Source organism: Acinetobacter sp. NCu2D-2 (genome assembly GCF_001647675.1).
Taxonomy (GTDB): Bacteria; Pseudomonadota; Gammaproteobacteria; order Pseudomonadales; family Moraxellaceae; genus Acinetobacter.
On record NZ_CP015594.1, the window covers coordinates 2,529,212 to 2,549,022 of the forward strand.

Consider the following 19,811-nt stretch of genomic DNA (forward strand, 5'->3'; position numbering starts at 1 on the left):
AGAGGTTAACCTCTTTTTATCTCTTTAATACCATCTCGGATAGACTTTATAAAATATTTGATATAAGCCATTCTATTTTTTTGCGTAAGAATAAGTAAAATTTGTGCAATTAAATTATGTACAAACATCTTAATAATCCATTTTTTTTTAATATGTCTCATATTCCACATTAAAAAAAGATTTCGAACTCTATAGTAACGTCTAAAAGCTGAATGAACAGGGCAAGTTAACCCCATGAAACGAATAGTAGAATCACCTACACTGTGGTGCATTATTGCTCTAGGCGAAACATAAATTTTATAGCCTTTACTTAAAGCTCGAAAACACCACTCTGTATCCACATAATCTATAAAAAAATCTTCATTCATTAACCCTACATCTTGTAAAACTTCAATGGGAATCAATGAACCTGAAGAGATAATAAGATCTACTTTTTTAGGCTCTTTAATTTTACTAATATCGATTTTTTTTACCAAACCATTTTTTCTCAAAATCAGCCCAGGCGCATAGAAACCTAATTTTTTATCTATAAATTGCGGCCCTATTGCTGCAACTTTATTTCCTTTATCTTTCAATTTTTCGTAGTCTGAAATCAGATTTTTAATAAAATCATGATCAATCTGACTATCTTGGTCAAAGAAAATAATTTTTTTACAACCTACTTCTATAGCTTTTCTAATACCGATATTTTGTGCTTTTGCAATACCAAGGTTATCTTTAAGAGCAATTACAATAACATCATTCATTTTTTCAAATGAAATTTTTTGACTAGATGCATTATCTACAACTATTACTTTTAATTGACTTTGATGTAAACTACTGACCAGATTAATTAAATTTTCAATATCTGGATTATATGTCACTATTACACAGCAATTCTTCACACAAATCTCTTTTAATATCTAATTAAACACAATATTTTAATTACATCTCAAACATCACAAGTTTAAAACTTCATAAAATACAATATATCATTCAAAATTAAAAATAAAAAATTAATTTGAGTGACAATCTATTAAGATTCTATATATACTCTTAGCACACAAATCTACAGTAAATTTATTTGATACTTCCATAGATTTTTTTATTTTATCTAATTTGAAAATTTCATCCTGAAAATAAATATATTCAAGAATATCAACCAAACTCTTTGTACTATTACCCATATAAATATATCCATTTTCATCAGATACCAATTCCTTGTTTGCACCAGTATTAGAACAAACAATAAGTAAACCCATTATCATTGATTCAACTGTAACACGACCAAAAGCTTCCGATTTAGATGAAATAATTGCAATATCATAATTATCTAAAATCGTTTCCATATTAGAAACAAAACCATGAAAATTCACACTTTCTGCAATATTATATTTATTACATTTTTCCTTTAAATAATTAACGTATGAACTTTTACCATCACCAGCAATTCCTAGCTGAAATGGTATATTTCTTAATTTTAACTGGTATAATGCCTCAATTACAAACTCTTGACCCTTATTTGGGATTACGGATCCTGTAATGATTAATCTTAATGGACTTTTATTCTTAAGACTTATTTCGTTTTTCTTTATAATATTTTTACTATCTATTCCATTGTAAACCTGAAATATTTTTTTTCCATCAATATATTTTCTTATTTTTTCTTCTAATGATCGTGAAATAACAATAATTTTATCTGAATACTTATTCGCTAATTTATAAAAAAAATGGTCACTAAATATATGTTTACAATTTTGATCCTCAAACCCAAACTCTCTAAAGTGCCATACATGCTTTATACATAATATTTGTGATAAAAAAAATCCAAAGTAAATGCTACTTGTATTACTATATATATAATCCACATTATTAAATATTCTATTCCCCCTTAAATTAAAAACAGTAAAAATATCACGAATAACACGAAAAAAAGCTCTTAAATATTTTAAAGCTCGTGTTCCAATATTATTATCAACATGATATCTAACCATATTATAATTAAAAATATAATAATTAATTGAAAACTTATCCAACTCCCCCGCCAAAGATCCTTTATCTTTAGGTATAATAGCCTCAACTTCAAAATAGTTATGGGTTTTCCAATATTTGATAAGCGATAGCATGGATGCTGTTGCACCACTTTTAATATTATTATCATGAAAAACCACAATAACCTTTTTCATTTAGTCTACCTCTTTCAGACTTTTCGCCATTTTATCTTTTTCAGTTAATAGCAATTCAATCTCATTTAAAATTGGCCACTCAATTGCAATATCTGGATCATTCCAAACAATTGAACGCTCACACTCTTTTGAATAATAGTCAGTGGTTTTATATAAGAACTGAGTATTGTCTTCTAAAGCAACAAAGCCATGGGCAAAACCAGCAGGAATCCAAAACTGCTTATGGTTTTCACCACTCAGCTCTACCCCTACCCATTGTCCAAAGGTCTCTGACTCTTTACGAATATCAACCGCAACGTCCCATGCACGCCCCTGAACCACACGTACAAGCTTGCCTTGTGCATGAGGATTTAACTGATAATGTAGACCGCGTAATACGCCTTTTTTAGAAAAGGAATGATTGTCCTGTACAAATTGAGGAATATCTAAACTGCGATCTTTTAGAATTTTTTCAAAAGCCTGTTGATTAAAACTTTCCATAAACCAACCACGATCATCCCCAAACACTCGCGGTTCAAAAATCAATAGATCTTTAATTTTAGTTTCGATGACATTCATTCGCTTTCCTAACTATCATGTATTTAAAATGAAAGTGCCCTGATGAACACTTTTTAATAGATCAGCCCTTCGAATTGTATTCAGTGTAAAGTTTTAAAAGATACTGACCATAACCTGTTTTCTTAAAGAATTCTCCACGTGCCTTCAACTGATCAGCATCAATCCAACCATTGTTAAATGAAATCTCTTCAAGACTTGCCACTTTTAAACCTTGTCGATTTTCAATGGTTTGTACAAACTGGCTTGCTTCAAGCAGTGAGTCATGCGTACCTGTATCTAACCAAGCAAAACCACGACCTAAAACTTCAACATTTAATGCATTTTTTTCTAAATAAATGTTATTCACATCGGTAATTTCTAGTTCACCGCGATGCGAAGGCTGAATATTTTTTGCAATTTCTACTACATCATTATCATAGAAATAAAGACCTGTGACAGCATAATTTGACTTTGGACTTTCAGGCTTTTCTTCAATGCTTAGTGCTTTTCCTTGAGCATCAAAATCAACTACGCCAAAACGCTCAGGATCATTCACATAATAACCAAATACTGTTGCTCCAGATGTTTGATTCGCTGCACGTTTTAATTGGTCACTAAAGTGCTGACCATAGAAAATGTTATCTCCCAAAATCAGACAAACATTATCATCACCAATAAATTCTTCACCTAAAATAAAGGCTTGTGCTAAACCATCTGGAGAAGGTTGAACTTTATAAGACAGTTGAATACCAAGCTCTTCACCTTTACCCAATAATTTTTCAAAATTAGGCAAATCTTCAGGTGTTGAAATAATAAGGATTTCTTTAATACCAGCTAGCATCAATACAGAAAGCGGATAATAAATCATTGGCTTGTCATAAATTGGCAATAGCTGTTTAGACGTACCCATTGTGATCGGATATAAACGTGTTCCCGAACCACCAGCTAAGATAATACCTTTACGTGTTATTGATGTTGTCATGTTATAGAATCTCATTAATTACTTGTGTTACACCCTGTTCCCAATTCGGCAAGTGCAACTTAAATGACTGTTGTAGCTTCTCTGTATTTAAACGTGAATTCAGCGGACGACTTGCAGGAGTCGGATAAGCTGCGGTTAAGATTGGATTCACTTTTTGAATAGCTAAGTTCATACCATTTTGGCGAGCTTGCTCAAAAATATATTGAGCATAATCATACCATGTAGTTTCACCCGTTGGCGCCAAATGATAATGCCCATGTAATTCCAACTGTTGTTCAGATGGCTGCAATGTGTAATAGCGCAAAACTTGAGCCGTTACATCTGCAATCAAAGCTGCACCTGTTGGCACACCGACTTGATCCTGAATGATCCCCAGCTCTTCTTTGGTTTGTGCCAACTTCAACATTGTCTTAATAAAATTATGACCATGTGCACCATATACCCAACAAGTACGGAAATTAAGAAAACGCACTTGGCTATTTTCTAATGCAATTTCACCATCACGTTTAGTACGTCCATAATGGTTTATGGGTGCTTTGATATCATCTTCAGTCCAAGCACTTGTACCCATCCCATTGAACACATAGTCTGTTGAATAATGTATAAACAAAGCGTTCTGTTGTTTGCACTGCTCTGCAAGGTTTGCAACAGCAAGGTGATTAATCAGATTCGCTTGATCTTGTTCAGATTCGGCTTTATCTACAGCTGTATAAGCAGTGGCATTTACGACAATATCAGGTTGTACTTGCTTTAATACATGTTCCATTGCTGTAAAGTTTGCTATATCTCCACAGAGACCATCGCCATTAATAGAACGATCCAAAGCAATCACTTCACCAAGTGGCTGTAGTGCTCGTTGCAATTCCCAGCCAACCTGACCATTTTTACCCAAAAGCAAAATTTTCATCTAATTAATTAAGCCTATTCAGTCTGATATTGCTGTTGAATCCAGTTTTGATATTCACCACTTTGAATATGCTCAACCCACCCTTGATTATTCAGATACCATTCGACCGTTTTACGTAGACCAGTTTCAAAACTTTCTTGTGGAACCCAGCCTAGATCTTGTTTGATTTTACTTGCATCAATCGCATAACGTAAGTCATGTCCGGGACGATCTTTCACATAAGTAATTAAGTCTTGATAATTTTGAACACCTTTTGGTTTGTTTGGTGCTAACTCTTCGAGTAATTCGCAAATTGCTTTCACAACATCAATATTTTTTTGCTCGTTATGTCCACCAATATTATAGGTTTCACCTATACGAGCTTCAGTCACGACCTTATATAAAGCACGTGCATGATCTTCAACAAACAGCCAATCACGAATCTGGTGCCCATTACCATACACAGGTAATGCTTTGCCTGCTAAAGCATTTTGAATAATCAAAGGAATGAGTTTTTCAGGGAAGTGATATGGTCCATAGTTGTTTGAACAGTTGGTCACAACTACAGGTAAACCATAGGTACGGTTCCATGCACGAACTAAATGATCTGAGCTCGCTTTACTTGCAGAATATGGTGAACTTGGTGCATATGGGGTAGTTTCAAGAAACAAATCATCTGTTCCTTCTAAGTCACCATACACCTCATCAGTTGAAATATGATGAAAACGGAATGCTTGTTTTTTTTCTTCAGATAACATATTCCAATATTGGCGCGTTGCCTCTAACAACTGATATGTACCAATAATATTAGTCTCAATAAAAGTAGCAGGTCCTGAGATTGAACGATCGACATGTGACTCTGCAGCCAAATGCATGACAGCATCTGGTTGAAAGTCTTTAAACAATTGGTCTAGCGCAGCTCGGTCACAAATATCAGTTTGTGAAAAGTGATAACGTTCACTCTGTTCAATACTTGATAAAGACTCAAGATTGCCAGCATAAGTTAACTTGTCTACATTCAACACATGATGGTTCGTGTGCTGAATAATATGACGTACTACAGCCGAACCAATAAATCCCGCACCACCTGTAACTAGTAGCTTCATCCTACCCCTCAATAAATTTTAATCAATAATTTAGCTGTGTAAATATTATTCACCATAATAATCACTTTTTAACAGAATATAGCATCATCATCAATATAATTTTCTCATTAAATATAAAAAATCCACTAATTCTTGAAAACATAAAAACAGTTTTAAAAATCAGAATATAAAAAAATTAATATAAAATATCCCAATAAAATAAATCAATCAAAATATCGACTCATACGGTAAAATTCTATGAAGACCTTTAATCCAAAAATTATAAAAGAAAAAGAAAAGAAAAAGAAAAATAAAGATCAAGTAATGTAGAACAACATATTTTCCATACTTTAAATAAGAAAAAATAAATATCAAAGAAAAATAACAACAAACTATAAGCCTGCCAGGACCCTCGTAAGCCAAGTTAAAAAATGATATATTAGTATAAAAACCTAGCAACAGAATATATGAACAAACAAAAAAGTAATATTCATAACTATTCTTATTCCTAAGAATGATAAAATAAATCAATACGAGCAAATAAAAAATATACCAAATACCAGCACCAGATTCTTGCCCTCTGCCAACATAGTTTTCTATAGCAACCTTACCTGTAAAATTACTTAAAATAAAAATTAAGTTCTTCTGTACAAAATTATATATAAATGGAAATGTAAATGCCAACATATAGGCAGATATAATGTATTTATTAAAAATAAGAATAAATAATGGGATGAAAAAAATAAAAAATATAGAGGAATAATGTATTGAAGTCGCAATAAGAACAAAAATTATATAATTTAAGTACTTCTTTTCAAAAAGAAAATTAACAGAATATATGAATATAGAAAGAGCTAAGTACTGTCTTAAAATATTAAAACCAATAAGAAAAATCTGAGAAAAAGTTAAATAAGACAATAGTGCTAAAAATCTATTTTTTTTAAGATTAAAAATAGTGCTAACTATAAGTAAATTAGCGAAAAAAGAGACTACATAAAAGAAATATGGTTCAATAGAGAAAATCTGAAATATATTAACCAGAAATATATATCCCGGCTCAATATTAGTTACAAAATAACTCCCTTCCGACAAATCTGAATATAAAATACTATCATACATATATGTGTCCGTACCTATATGTAACGCCCTGAATCCAGGTAGAATACTTAATATTAAAGAGATAATTAAAACTATAAATTTATCAACAACTTTATTATTAAATAAATTTGATAATACATAAAGCCCAATTACAGCAAAATAAATCCCAAAAAATAATATCACAACTTGCCTCGACTAGAAGTATCTAGAAATATACCAACATAAAAATTCATTAATCATTCCAGATATTTAAAATTCGCCATAAATTAAATATAATCTATACTTCCTTTAGGATACAACCAATAGCATAAAAATCAAACTTCAGAATAAAAACTTAAAGAATATTTAATATCAATCAGAAAAAAACCTTTGATTAAGAATTATTTTTTTGAAAAAAAATTGAATTCTCATAGCTATTTGAATACCACCAATAAATAACAATATAAAAATTATTAACTCCTTAAAAGATAGAAATGGAAATATTTTTATTTCAAAATTTCTATGCTCTTGTTTATAAAATTGATATAAATTATTAGATCCAAATTTAGCTCTAAATATAATCTGCTCAATCACATGTTTTTTCACATACTCTCTTTTTCTTTGTAAATACTCTATATTGATAAGATTGGTTCCATATACATATTCCACTTTTTCCAAATCTGTACTAGTAGATAATGTACCACCATCATATATAAAATATATATATAGGTAGTTATCAATAATTCTAACGTTACCTCTTCTAGCAAACACTTCTAAATTAAAGCGCCTATCCTCTGACAGTGTTAAGTTCTCATTAAAAAAAATATTTTTAATAAATTCTGATTTATAAAACTTATTCCAAATAAAACTCATATTATTTTTTTTAGTAAAATAATTATATTTTACTGAAAAATCATGCGTACTTAATAGTCCATACTTTTCAAAAGTAAAGTACTCATTTAAATTATATTTAATAATTTTTTTATTATAATTGAAAACCAATATATCCTCATTATGATTTTCTAATTGATAAATAATATTTAAGATATCAGGACCAACTTGATCATCAGGATCAAAAAACCATATATATTTAGATTTTGATTGCTTCAATCCGTAGTTACGTGCAGATGAAACACCACCATTTTCTTTATCATATATATAAAAATTATCTATCGAATTTGATTTTAATATCATAAGAGATTGGTCAGTCGACCCATCATCTACAAAAATAACATTTACACGTTTTTCACACAAAGTAGCTAAACTATTAATCAAGTCAATCAAGAACTTTTGTTTATTATAAACAGGAATAATAATATCTAAAAGCTTGGCTTCAATAGAACTCATTTGATCACTCTAGCTAATTTGTCTTTAATCTGCATAACTCTTTCACTGATTAAAAAGTTGATTTTCTCATAGTCAATCTTTTCTAATCTTGATATATCAAATGATTCATCATGGATTATTCTTTTTTCTAAGTTTAGAAACTTTAATAATGAATAAAAACGAGAAGCCCCCCTTTCTTTATTAACAAAAACTAAAAATTCTTTATTAAAAATAATTGAAAACACCATACCATGAAATGAGTCTGTTACAATAAACTCAGCATCTCTAAAATTAGCTAACCACGTTTCTATATGGGGTGTAACTATTTTATCAATTTCATGAATGAGCGGTATGTTTTTATTTTTAAAGAGCTCAATCTCAGTTACTGGTAAGTTTTTATCAGCAGAGATCTTATTGATCCAGTCATTCTTATATAAATCTTTATCAAGTATATATGTAAATAGTTTGTTTCGACTTTTACTTTTGAAATCTTTCATAAGATCTAAATACTTTTCTTTACCTAATAGTAGCGTTGGATCTAGGACATGTTCACTATCTACATGAAGATAATTCTTACATAAATCTACAGCATCAGACTCACGTACAGAAATATAGTCAAAATCCTCTGCCAGTTTAGCAAGATCTAATGTCGTTTCTCTATCATATTGCCACTTTTCCAACCCAAAAGATGCTGCGTAAGCTATTTTTTTTATTCTTTTATCTTTTACAAAATTCAAGAAGTAAGTTTGTATATTAGGTGTATAAGCTTTACGCCAGACTTGATCACTTCCTACTACCACAGCGTCGAATTTATGAAAATTAACCGTAGCCTCTAGACGACTTAAGTCAGTAATTTCTTCTGTAAGATTTAATTTTTCCTTTAGAAATTGAGTATGATTCTTATATAATTTTTTCTTTTCTGACTCTAATACCACAAAATTTATGCTTTTTGATAAAAATATTTTTTTCAAAATATTTTTACCAAAATTCTTTATAATGGCAACATTTGTTAGTTTTTTATTTTGAATATTTAATACAATTACTTGATGACCCAAATCTTTTAGGGTTTCACTTAATGCATAGGCTTGTAAATTACCACCAAAATTATGGTGTAATGGTAGTGTTAATATGGCAATTTTTTTCATTTTTAACCTATTTCAAGAATCGAGCTATTAATTTTTTCAATCGATTTAACTTATGATTGATTTTAGTTAACCTATTAAGACGTATCCTCAATGGAAGAATAGCACCCCTAAAAACACTCACATTACTGCTTTTTTTCCACTGCTCTAAACTAAATTTACGAATTTTCATTCGGTTAGCTTGAACCATATTAAAAACTATACCTTTATTAACTAAAAATCTGGCTCTCTTTTTGGGAAATATCAAATTACTCTTCTTTCTATAACCAATTCTAAATTTAAGACCGTCATGCCTATGATTAAATGAACCACTTTGTGATTTTATAATATCATCTTCTTTAACACTTACTAATTTAAGATCTTTATTTTCTACTCCTTTATTAATAATATTTTTAGCTAAAAGTGATCTTACAATAACAATACTATTACCAAGTCCTTCTTTGCTATAAGGCTCAATCCAAGCATCACCCAGTGAAATATCTGCTAATTCTGTTAATACATCATCACAAAAATCACAAGCATTACTTTTAAATAAACCTGTACCCCACATATCACCCAAACTACGCATTTCTACCATATGGATTCTATTTTCAGATTTTGATCTGCATTGAAACTTATAATCTAATGCATAACTTTCTGGTTTTTTGATCCGATATTCAACTTCATCATATTCATCAAAGCAATTTGCTTCTTGTGCAAGATAATCTGTGTAAAACCTACTTTTCAATCCACCGCAAACAATTCCCACTAGAAAAGGAATTTTATTTACTAAATGGGGATGTTTTAATTGTTTCAGTCTTATTGCTTTTAGAAAACATGCCACTCCTGATACAGCAATCTTTCCATCCAAATCATCAATGATCAGAAAAAGCTGTTCCAATGTTACAGGAGTATATCTGGTCTTAGAAATTGACGTTATCTCCGTATTTCTATCAACCAGTTTATATTTATAACCATCTTCACTCGAAGCAACTATAAAGAGGTAATCTACTATGTTATTTGAGATTAAATATTCAAAAACATATGTTGCAAGCCCACCAGAGGATGAGCTTTTCCTAAATTTATGACTATAACCTATATATAAATCTTGATAATATCCTATCTTTTGATTAAAAATAGATTTCGAATGTTTAGTAAATTTTTCACCCAAAAAATCTTCATTATATTGATCTATCTTAAAAGGACAAATATCGTACATAGATTTAGTATCCGCCCCCTTTCCAATATTAGGAACTAAGAAGCCATATTCATTCCAATCCATTTTTGAATCTTTTTTGGAATCTTCCGAGATACATACTCCACAGCCCGTACATAAATCATTTTTAATAATTTCATTTATGTTCATTTCTTAAGCCACCATATTTTTTGCATAATAAATTTTCTTTCATTATTTTGCATAACAAAAAAATAAAAGAATAGAATAGCCAAGATTTCTATAAGAAATAAAATTAACAATTTAATCAATCCACTAGAGTTATTTAAAATAAATAAGCTATATAAAAAGTAGATCACTAATAGAAACAAAAGAAAACAAAATGAGGGAAACAACACTACTTTCATATAATTTCTTAGATCAAATTCAATAAGTTTTCTTAAAAAGATCAACCTTAGTATCAAACAAAATATAGCCAAAAACATCGAAACATAATAAATAAAATATGGTTCACCAAATAACTTTAAAATCATATAAGAAAATGGCAGGTTTATCATAGATGTCATACCCACTACAATCTGGTATATCTTAATTTTACCCGTTGCATGTAAACCAGTAATAAGAGTTAGTGATAAACTATCAATAGCTAAAATAAGTAATGCTAGAGTAACAAAAACATCTGTATAGATTGGTACTTTTTCAAGCCAAAAACCTAAAAATAAGTTTGCATCTAAAAATATCGGCAATATAATCAATAAAAAAATACTAAAACAGTACTTTGACCCCAAGGAAATGAGTTTAAAATTTCGGCTCATATCCCCATTTCCATAACTTTTATATATTTGAGGATTAATAGCATTAGTTACCGAATTAATAAGTTGATTAAAAACATTTGAAATACTAATAGCCAATGCATATGATGCATTAAAAGCCAAGCCAAAAATTATATTTAAAATTACATTTACTCCTTGGTTTTTTAAAACAGATGCTAAATTACCTATAAGATTCCACCCCATAAAATCTTTCATTTCTTTTGCAACTATCTTAATTCTACCAAATCTTAAATTAACATTCCTAATATTTTTTAATACCTTATAACTCGCATACATATACATCAAAAGACATGATACAGATACTAGTAGCAATAAATATCCATATACAGTTATATTCTCCCCCAATCCAAGATATAGAATATATACAGATATCAATTTTAGAACTGCTTCAACAATACTTATAAATGAAAAAAACTTCATGTTTTCAAATGCTGTTATTACAGCAACAAAAACAGATTGAACCAAAGTAATAAAAATATTCAATACTGCTAAGTTATATAAAACACTAGCAATATCATAATAACCGTTGATATTTAGAAATTTATTTAAAATTACACCTTTTATTGTAAATAATACACTAACAATTGAAAATCCAACAATAGCATGAATAAATACACTACAATAAAAAGTGTCAATCACACCACTTTCATTTTTTTTACCGATTTCAATACTAATGAATCTTTGCGTAGCAGATGTCATCGCACCATTTACAAATGCAAACAAAGCAACGAAACCAAATATTAAATTAAATAATCCATAGCCTTCAACACCTAGAATATTCAAAATCTCTCTAACGGTATATAAGCTAATTGCAGTTAGAATTAATGTACGACTTAACAAGTAAATTGAATTTTTTACAATCAGCTTATTTGCACTACTCATGCGCTAGAACACTCATATGGTGAATTTCTATTTAAAAATATAACACTAGTTATCACCAAACAAATCACGTGTAAACACTTTGTCTAGCACATCATCCAAATCGGAAACCATACGATTTGCTACAATGACATCTGCTCTTCTCTTAAACTCTGTAAAGTCTTTTAAAACTTTGGAGTTATAAAAATCATCTTGTGCCAAGTTAGGCTCAAAAATAATGACCTCTATGCCCTTGGCCTTCAGACGCTTCATAATGCCTTGAATTGCAGATTGCCTAAAGTTATCACTACCAGCCTTCATCACAAGACGATAAATACCAACCACTTTTGGCTCTCGTTTTAAAATTTCATCCGCAATAAAATCTTTACGTGTAGTATTTGATTGAATAATGGCTGAGATTAAACTTTGTGGCACATCTTGATAATTCGCTAAAAGCTGCTTGGTATCTTTCGGCAGACAATAACCACCATAACCAAAAGAAGGATTATTATAATGTGTGCCAATACGTGGGTCTAAGCCTACAGCCTGAATAATATCTTTGCTATTTAGCCCACGCAAAGCGCAGTAACTATCTAGTTCATTGAAGTAAGCAACACGCATCGCAAGATAAGTATTTGAGAATAACTTTACTGCTTCTGCTTCAGTTGAATCCATTAATGCAATATCAACTTCTGGCTTTAGACTTGCACTTTTAAAAAGTTCAGCAATTTTTTGCCCCACTTCACTTTTATCTCCAACGACAATGCGTGATGGATATAAATTATCAAATAAGGCTTTGCCTTCACGTAAAAATTCAGGTGAAAAGACGATTTTAAGATTTGGGAACAGCTCTTGAACTCTTTTTGTAAAACCAACAGGAATAGTTGATTTAATAATAATTATTGCCGATGTATCTAATAGATTTAGATCATTTAAAACTTGTTCAATTGAACTGGTATCAAAATAATTGGTTTGTTCATCGTAATTCGTTGGTGTTGCAATAATAATATAATCTGAATTTTGATAAGCCTTCGTTTTATCTAAAGTCGCTTCAAAATTAATATCTTTTAATAAATACTCTTCAATTAAAGTATCTTGAATTGGTGATTTTTTTTGTTGTAATAAATTTACACGATGTTCATCAATATCTAATGCAACAACTTGATGGTGCTGACTAAAGAGCATCGCATTTGAAAGGCCTACGTACCCTGTGCCAACAACTGTCAATTTTAACATTAATAACTCTACCTTTTTAATCAATTTGTATAAGTCAATTAGTATGATGTAGACTTAATTTTATGAAGTGAAACTATAGCAAAAGCTGAGTTAAATGAGTATATGTTTATCTTAGAGATAGTTTATATGTTAGATCATTTAATAATTCAAAACTTCACAATAGATCTCTTTCATAAATCAAAAAACGATCTATCTTTTGCTGATTATCTGTACCGAAGAATTTTAAATATTCATGCATAATCTGCGGAGGCTTTGTTGCACAAACCTATCTGTAAAGGCTTTTTCAGCGATATAATTTTCAAATGAAGAAGCCTACACACAAAATCTACCGCACAACCAATTGGCCCGCATATAACCGAGCACTCATGAGTCGCGGAAATATTGCCATTTGGTTTGATCCTGCTACGCAATGGTATGCTCCATCAAAAGGCAAACAAGGGCGAAATCAAACCTACTCCGACGCAGCCATCCAATGCTGCTTAATGATTAAATCCTTATTCCGTCTGTCTTTACGTATGGTTACTGGCTTTGTGCAAAGTCTGATTAAACTTTGCGGATTAAATTGGATAGCTCCAGATTACACCACGCTTTGTAGAAGACAAAAGCATATTGATATTGTAATCAGCTACCAAAAAAGTAGCGATGGGCTGCATCTACTCATGGACTCTACAGGCATGAAGTTTCTAGGTGAGGGCGAATGGAAGCGCAAGAAACATGGACCTGAATATCGTCGCCAATGGCGTAAACTTCATATTGGTATAGATGCTAAAACCCTACAAATACGAGCAGTTCAGCTTACAACCAATAATGTCAGTGATTCACAGGTGCTTGGTGATTTACTTAATCAGATTCCACAAGATGAGCAGATTGACTCTGTTTATACCGATGGAGCTTATGACACCAAGCAATGCCGTCAGGTCATTGCAGATCGGCAAGGGCATGCGGTGATTCCACCTAGAAAAAATGCGAAACCATGGAAAGATACAAAGAGTAGCTCCCTAGAGCGAAATGAATTACTTCGAACAATTAAACGTTTAGGCAGGACACTATGGAAAAAATGGTCAGGCTATCATCGGCGAAGTTTGGTTGAAACTAAGATGCATTGCATCAAATTATTAGGAGATAAACTCAGTGCAAGGAGTTTTGATAGCCAAGTGAATGAGATCCATGCACGTGTAGCATTCCTTAACAGATTTACGGAATTAGGTCGACCACTTACCCAAGTTACGCCTTAAATTTAGCTCAATTAGGGGCGCTTTACATTTCAAATCTTTGTGCAACAAAGCCATCTGCGGATGAAATACATCGATTTGAAGAAGCTTTCTGAAACACAGTTTAAGCGATATACAGGCATCAGTTTTTCAACCTTTGATTTAATGGTTGAACAACTGAAAATGCATGTCCCGACTAAAGGTAGACCACCTAAGTTAAGTGTAGAAGATCAGGTTTTACTCTGTCTGAGCTATTGGCGTGAATACCGAACTTTATTCCATGTCGCAACAAGTTATGGCGTGTCAGAGCCTACTGCTTCAAGAATCGTTCGCCATGTAGAGGATTGTCTAATCAAGTCCAATCTATTCAATTTACCGAAGAATTTGCCTGAAGGCGAAGGTATCGACTGGAATGTGGTGATCGTAGATGCCACAGAAATTCCAATACAAAGACCTAAAAAAACAGAAGAAAAGCTATAGTGGCAAGAAGAAGGCACATACTTTTAAAGTTCAAGCCATTATCCATTATAGAACTCGGCAAGTTCTGAGTTTATGCACGAGTCGTGGTGCTGTACATGATTTCGAGCTATTCAAACGCAATTTAAATCAGGTTCCTAAAGGGTCTTTTATCCTTGCAGATAAAGGCTATCAAGGGATTTACGCAGTGTATCCAAATAGCTTATTGCCTCTTAAAGCAAAGAAGCGCGTAAGCGTCCGCTGAACCCCATGCCTATTTTTTAATTTGAGTTGGATTTCCAGCGATGTGGCAGTAATTCTTCTATTTGGGTCGCTTTATGCGTCGGCAGCCTTTTCAGCACATCACTGAGATAGGCATACGGATCCAACCCATTCAGCTTTGCTGACTGGATTAAAGTCATGATATTTGCCGCTCGCTGTCCACTGCGCAGCGAACCTGCAAACAACCAGTTCTTACGGCCCAATGCCCAGGGACGCATTGAGTTCTCTGCCCAGTTATTGTCAATGGGTAGATTGCCATCATCCAGATAGCGGCTTAAGGCTGGCCAACGTTTTAGGCTGTAATTGATCGCCCGGGCGGTTGGAGAACTCGATGGCACCGTCAGCTGATGTTGGTTGAGCCATTCATATAGTTGTTGCATGACCGGTTGACTATGCTGTTGTCGGTATTCGCAGCGGGCTTCCGCTGTACCATCCGTCTTTTTTCTTAATTCTGCTTCTATCGCATATAATTTCTGAATCAGCACTAATGCCTGTTCAGCGACCTGACTTTTCTTGGTCACATGTAGTTCATGGAATTTACGACGTGCATGTGCCATGCAGCCCACCTCAATGACCTGACCTGATCTAAAGCGTGCTTTATAACCACTGTAATCATCACAGACCAAATGACCCTGCCAGCCTTTCAGGAAGTCTTCAGCATGCTGGCCAGAACGGCTATCTTGAAAGTCATAGATCACTGCCTGAACTGGATTGTACTGTGTGCTGGCATAGGCCCAGACATAACCTTTTTTGGGCTTTTTCTCATTTTCACCCATCTGCATGACCGTCACCGGTGTTTCATCTGCATGGATCACCTGCTGTTGCAGTACCACCTGTTTTAAGGCATTGGCCAGAGGTTCCAGTTCCACCCCACAGCGGCCAATCCAGTCAGATAACGTTGATCTAGACAGATCAACACCTGCGCGTAGAAAGATTTGACGTTGACGGTACAAAGGCAAATGATCGGCATACTTTGACACCAGCACATGGCTAAGCAATTCAGGTGAAGCAATGCCTTTATCAATCACATAGGCGGGCATCGCTTGCTGAGTCAGGGTGTCACACTGATCACAGACCCATTTGCCACGCACATGCTGTTCCTTATAGAACTGTGCCGGTCTGAAATGCAGTTTTTCACTGACATCTTCGCCGATACGACGTAACTGGCAGCCACAACTGCATTGGGTTGATGCAGGTTCATGCTCAATACGGATGGTGTGTAGATGATCCGGCAGCAGTCGACGTTTAGGTTTGTTGACTGTGGCTTTGTGTGTCGCTGCATCGGTTTTATCTGCATTTAATCGTTCTAATTCCTGATCAACGGCTGCGATATCTTCTTCGACCGCTTCGTCCCATAGATGGATTTGTTTTGCTGTGAGATGTTCGTTTTTACTGCTGAATTTATGCTTTTTAAACAGCGCCAGTTCATGCTCGTATTTTTGAGTGAGAACAGAGAGGTGTTGAACTTTGGCATCCAATTCTTGATTTGATTGCGCCAGAGACTGATGCTGCAGAGCCAACTGTCTGGTGAATTCCAGTAGTTGTTCATGGGTCAGTTGGCTTAAGTCAGGCAGCGTATTCATGACCGCAGTATGCCTGAGGTCATGACGCAGAGGAAATAGAACGTTTGGAGGATGGCAGAATAGCCGAGCTTGGTTTAGAGCATCGTGACCACCTGCTGTCGTCCAATGCGCTGCCAAGGTAAACCCTGGATCAGTGCCTGTAACTGTTCCGGACTGATCGCCATGCTTTCACCCTGGTGAACCTGCGCCCAGTGGAATTTTCCCTGTTCCAGCCGCCTGGCACACAGCCAGATGCCCAGTCCATCATGTACCAGCACTTTCATGCGATGGCCACGTTTATTACAGAACAGGTAAGCACAATGCGGTTTAATGTAGCCAAAGGCTCTCACCACCTGAGCCATGACAGTATCCATCCCTGCTCGCATATCCAGAGGTTGGGTAGAAAGCCAGATTTCATCAATGCGGATCATGTTGCAAGTGCCTTGAGTAATTCTGCTAAAGCAGATATTTCTGATACTTGCCATTTCAAGCCAATTTCTACTTTTGAGTGGGGTAAAGTAATTTGAACCGTTAACATGTCAGTAGGAGTAGGATCTAATGGTGCAGAGCAAGATAAGGCAATAAATGCAGGTTTATTCGGTAGTGGTGAGCGATCATTCCCTGGCTTACCATCAATTAAGCGAATCCATTTGGATACAAGATTTGTATTCAATCCATGTTGCAAAGCGACCGAAGCAATTGAAACGTCCGGTGCTTTACAAGCCTGAACGATCTGCTGTTTAAATTCAGCACTGTATGTTCTTCGTTTTTTCGCAAGAGATGCGATGGATGTCTGGTGATTTGTAGTCATAAATTTTAGTCCCCACTTGTTTTTAAGTGGGGACTAAATTAAGGCTTATAGGATGAATTCATAAGGTGTGTTCAGCGGACGCTTACAGAAGCGCTGCAAATTACATCCCGAACTAAAAGTCTACAATCAAGAAATCAATAAAAGAAGAATTGGGATTGAGCATGTATTTGGCAGTTTGAAAACCTTCAAAATCCTTACCGAGCGATATCGCAATCGAAGCAAAAGACTGGGCTTAAGATTTAATTTAATTGCTGGAGTCTACAACATGGAGCTGAGTAAAAAATGACTTATGAAAGAACTCTAATAATAATGAATTTCTTTTTATTTATTCTTATAACCATCTACATATTGGTTTAATATTTTAAACACTAGATTGTAATCATATTGAGTGGTAGAAGCCTTGTCCAATTGCATCAATATTTCATAAATTTCAATGTAATCAAAGTATTTTTCAAAAGACTTTAAAATTCGTTCATGTGAAGTTTTTTCTACCCCTTCCGCATCAATCAATAGTTCTTCATACAGCTTTTCACCCGGACGCAGCCCTGTAAAGTGAATCTCAATATCCCCCACCCCATTTTCATCAACGGGTTTAAAACCACTGAGTCGAATCATTTGTCGGGCTAAGTCAACAATCTTTACCGATTCCCCCATATCCAATAAAAATACATCACCACCTTTGCCCATTGCACCTGCTTGGATGACCAACTGAGCAGCTTCCGGAATGGTCATAAAGTAACGTGTCACTTCAGGATGGGTCACAGTGACTGGACCACCTTGGGCAATTTGCTTTTTAAACAGGGGTACAACCGAACCCGATGAACCCAAAACATTACCAAAGCGCACGATACTGATTTGAGTCTTCGGATTCGTCGAAGCTAAACCCTGACAGTACAACTCTGCCATACGTTTTGAAGCACCCATAACATTGGTTGGACGTACCGCTTTATCCGTTGAAATCAGCACAAATGTTTCTACACCTTGCGCTACTGCAGCATCGACACTACGCTGCGTACCAATCGAAGTGTTATAAATCCCTTCAAAAGGATTGGCTTCCACCAATGGCACATGTTTATAAGCCGCCGCGTGATACACCGTTTGCACGCTGTATTGTTGCAAAATACGTTCCAATTTTACTTGATTGGTTACCGAACCTAAAACTGGAATCACCTGTACATCAGAAGTTTGCAATTCTCGATCAATCGAATATAGAGCAAACTCGGACATCTCAAATAACACCAGCATTTTAGGCTGATGCTTGACGATCTGACGACACAGCTCAGAGCCAATTGACCCCCCTGCCCCAGTCACCATCACCACTTTATCTTTAATATTTTTTTCTAACAGCTCAGGTTTTGGTGGTACAGGGTCACGACCAAGTAAATCAATAATGTCGACTTCACGGATATCAGAAACTTTGACTTTACCATCAACGAGTTGTGTCACACCCGGTAATTCCATGATTTTCACATCTGTCGCTTCAAAGGATTCAATAATGTCCTTTTTGCGTGCACGCCCTACCGATGGCATAGCAAGTAAAACTTCTTCAATGCCAAATTTACCGAGTTTTTTTTGGGCTTTTTTTGGTGAATAAATTTTTAAACCACTTAAAGACTGACCACGTAGTGATTTTTTATCATCAATAAAACATACGGGTAGATAATCATCAGAACGGTTTAAGGCTGCCGCAATTTGTTGTCCTGCAAGCCCTGCCCCATAAATCGCCACACGTTTACGAGTTTGTTTTTTAGCAAAAGTTTTAAGCGTCGCATAACGAATCACCGCACGACTCCACCACATGTAGGAAAACAGCATAAAGCCGTACATAAGTGGAATACTCATCGGGATAAAAGCAACATCTAATTTTTTGATGGCATACAACGCCACAATTTGAATAAATGTACCTACCGAAATACGCAGTAAATAATCTTCGTTAAATGAGCGTACAATGGCACGGTAAATCCCGAGCAAAGCGAAAATCATTACACCTGCGATGGCAACATAGGTATACCAAGCCTCAAGTCCTTGCATCACGCTAACATTTGGATGTGCCAAACGAATGGCATATGCCAGCCACATCATCAGTGGCAACATGCACATGTCCATGGTCACCAAAACCACTTGTTTTTGGCGACGCGGTAAAGATGCAATGGAACGAATAAAATCTTTCATTGAGGCTCAGTTATCTTGGCTGAAAAAGCACGCTGTG

General features: G+C 34.1%; 19 protein-coding genes and 1 pseudogene. 4 read left to right on the forward strand and 16 right to left on the reverse strand.

Annotation, left to right across the window (positions count from 1 at the left end; genetic code table 11):
- Nucleotides 1–5 precede the first annotated feature (5 nt).
- The 12 genes from A3K93_RS12220 to A3K93_RS12275 all read right to left on the reverse strand — a co-directional run bounded on the left by A3K93_RS12220 (nucleotide 6) and on the right by A3K93_RS12275 (nucleotide 13,280).
- Nucleotides 6–863, reverse strand: a complete 858-nt coding sequence (locus A3K93_RS12220; RefSeq protein ID WP_157883277.1) for a glycosyltransferase family 2 protein — start codon at nucleotides 861–863, stop codon at nucleotides 6–8.
- A 132-nt stretch (nucleotides 864–995) separates the two neighbouring features.
- Nucleotides 996–2,165, reverse strand: coding sequence for a glycosyltransferase family 4 protein (locus A3K93_RS12225; protein WP_067731459.1), 1,170 nt, complete (start codon nucleotides 2,163–2,165; stop codon nucleotides 996–998).
- A complete protein-coding gene (gene rfbC / locus A3K93_RS12230; RefSeq protein WP_067731460.1) occupies nucleotides 2,166–2,723 on the reverse strand; it encodes a dTDP-4-dehydrorhamnose 3,5-epimerase in 558 nt (185 codons plus the stop codon).
- A gap of 61 nt (nucleotides 2,724–2,784) precedes the next feature.
- A complete protein-coding gene (rfbA, locus tag A3K93_RS12235; protein ID WP_067731461.1) occupies nucleotides 2,785–3,684 on the reverse strand; it encodes a glucose-1-phosphate thymidylyltransferase RfbA in 900 nt (299 codons plus the stop codon).
- Nucleotide 3,685: 1 nt separating this feature from the next.
- On the reverse strand, nucleotides 3,686–4,591 hold the full coding sequence (rfbD, locus tag A3K93_RS12240) for a dTDP-4-dehydrorhamnose reductase (RefSeq protein WP_067731462.1): 906 nt from the start codon (nucleotides 4,589–4,591) through the stop codon (nucleotides 3,686–3,688).
- 14 nt (nucleotides 4,592–4,605) lie between these two features.
- Nucleotides 4,606–5,676: a dTDP-glucose 4,6-dehydratase gene (gene rfbB / locus A3K93_RS12245; protein WP_067731463.1), complete on the reverse strand. Its 1,071-nt coding sequence runs from the start codon at nucleotides 5,674–5,676 to the stop codon at nucleotides 4,606–4,608.
- Nucleotides 5,677–5,883: 207 nt separating this feature from the next.
- Nucleotides 5,884–6,936, reverse strand: coding sequence for an EpsG family protein (locus A3K93_RS15165; protein ID WP_067731464.1), 1,053 nt, complete (start codon nucleotides 6,934–6,936; stop codon nucleotides 5,884–5,886).
- Nucleotides 6,937–7,104: 168 nt separating this feature from the next.
- Nucleotides 7,105–8,079 (reverse strand): glycosyltransferase family 2 protein, encoded by a 975-nt coding sequence (locus A3K93_RS12255; protein ID WP_067731465.1) that lies wholly within the window; start codon nucleotides 8,077–8,079, stop codon nucleotides 7,105–7,107.
- Nucleotides 8,076–9,203, reverse strand: coding sequence for a polysaccharide pyruvyl transferase family protein (locus A3K93_RS12260; RefSeq protein ID WP_067731466.1), 1,128 nt, complete (start codon nucleotides 9,201–9,203; stop codon nucleotides 8,076–8,078). Before A3K93_RS12260 ends, A3K93_RS12255 begins: the two co-directional genes overlap by 4 nt.
- Before the next feature lie 7 nt (nucleotides 9,204–9,210).
- On the reverse strand, nucleotides 9,211–10,545 hold the full coding sequence (locus A3K93_RS12265) for a Coenzyme F420 hydrogenase/dehydrogenase, beta subunit C-terminal domain (RefSeq protein WP_067731467.1): 1,335 nt from the start codon (nucleotides 10,543–10,545) through the stop codon (nucleotides 9,211–9,213).
- Nucleotides 10,542–12,068, reverse strand: coding sequence for a hypothetical protein (locus A3K93_RS12270; protein WP_067731468.1), 1,527 nt, complete (start codon nucleotides 12,066–12,068; stop codon nucleotides 10,542–10,544). The genes A3K93_RS12265 and A3K93_RS12270 overlap by 4 nt, the downstream gene beginning before the upstream one ends.
- 45 nt (nucleotides 12,069–12,113) lie before the next feature.
- A complete protein-coding gene (locus tag A3K93_RS12275) occupies nucleotides 12,114–13,280 on the reverse strand; it encodes a nucleotide sugar dehydrogenase (RefSeq protein ID WP_067731469.1) in 1,167 nt (388 codons plus the stop codon).
- Between the two features lie 302 nt (nucleotides 13,281–13,582).
- Between A3K93_RS12275 and A3K93_RS12280 the strand changes: the two genes are divergently transcribed.
- From A3K93_RS12280 to A3K93_RS12290, 3 genes are read left to right on the forward strand one after another with little or no spacing between them, the layout of a single operon-like run.
- Nucleotides 13,583–14,515: an IS5 family transposase gene (locus A3K93_RS12280; RefSeq protein ID WP_067731470.1), complete on the forward strand. Its 933-nt coding sequence runs from the start codon at nucleotides 13,583–13,585 to the stop codon at nucleotides 14,513–14,515.
- Between the two features lie 60 nt (nucleotides 14,516–14,575).
- The gene (locus A3K93_RS12285; protein ID WP_067731471.1) at nucleotides 14,576–14,971 is read left to right on the forward strand and encodes a transposase family protein; all 396 of its coding nucleotides are present in this window, start codon (nucleotides 14,576–14,578) and stop codon (nucleotides 14,969–14,971) included.
- Nucleotides 14,919–15,212, forward strand: coding sequence for a transposase (locus A3K93_RS12290; protein WP_067731472.1), 294 nt, complete (start codon nucleotides 14,919–14,921; stop codon nucleotides 15,210–15,212). The genes A3K93_RS12285 and A3K93_RS12290 overlap by 53 nt, the downstream gene beginning before the upstream one ends.
- A gap of 16 nt (nucleotides 15,213–15,228) precedes the next feature.
- Here the strand turns inward: A3K93_RS12290 and tnpC are convergent, their stop codons facing one another.
- The 3 genes from tnpC to tnpA all read right to left on the reverse strand — a co-directional run bounded on the left by tnpC (nucleotide 15,229) and on the right by tnpA (nucleotide 17,602).
- Nucleotides 15,229–16,812, reverse strand: a complete 1,584-nt coding sequence (tnpC, locus tag A3K93_RS12295) for an IS66 family transposase (protein ID WP_067728624.1) — start codon at nucleotides 16,810–16,812, stop codon at nucleotides 15,229–15,231.
- A gap of 74 nt (nucleotides 16,813–16,886) precedes the next feature.
- Nucleotides 16,887–17,222: an IS66 family insertion sequence element accessory protein TnpB gene (gene tnpB, locus A3K93_RS12300; protein WP_067728626.1), complete on the reverse strand. Its 336-nt coding sequence runs from the start codon at nucleotides 17,220–17,222 to the stop codon at nucleotides 16,887–16,889.
- Nucleotides 17,219–17,602 carry an IS66-like element accessory protein TnpA gene (gene tnpA, locus A3K93_RS12305; RefSeq protein ID WP_005404026.1) on the reverse strand — a complete coding sequence of 128 codons (384 nt, stop codon included), beginning with the start codon at nucleotides 17,600–17,602 and terminating at the stop codon, nucleotides 17,219–17,221. Before tnpA ends, tnpB begins: the two co-directional genes overlap by 4 nt.
- A gap of 85 nt (nucleotides 17,603–17,687) precedes the next feature.
- On the opposite strand from tnpA, the pseudogene A3K93_RS14755 reads away from it, so the two are divergent.
- Nucleotides 17,688–17,888: pseudogene (locus A3K93_RS14755) on the forward strand (transposase family protein); the annotation flags it as partial.
- A gap of 35 nt (nucleotides 17,889–17,923) precedes the next feature.
- Here A3K93_RS14755 and A3K93_RS12310 read toward each other — a convergent pair.
- Complete coding sequence (locus A3K93_RS12310; RefSeq protein WP_067731473.1) at nucleotides 17,924–19,774, reverse strand: polysaccharide biosynthesis protein; 1,851 nt, start codon at nucleotides 19,772–19,774, stop codon at nucleotides 17,924–17,926.
- Nucleotides 19,775–19,811: the final 37 nt, after the last annotated feature.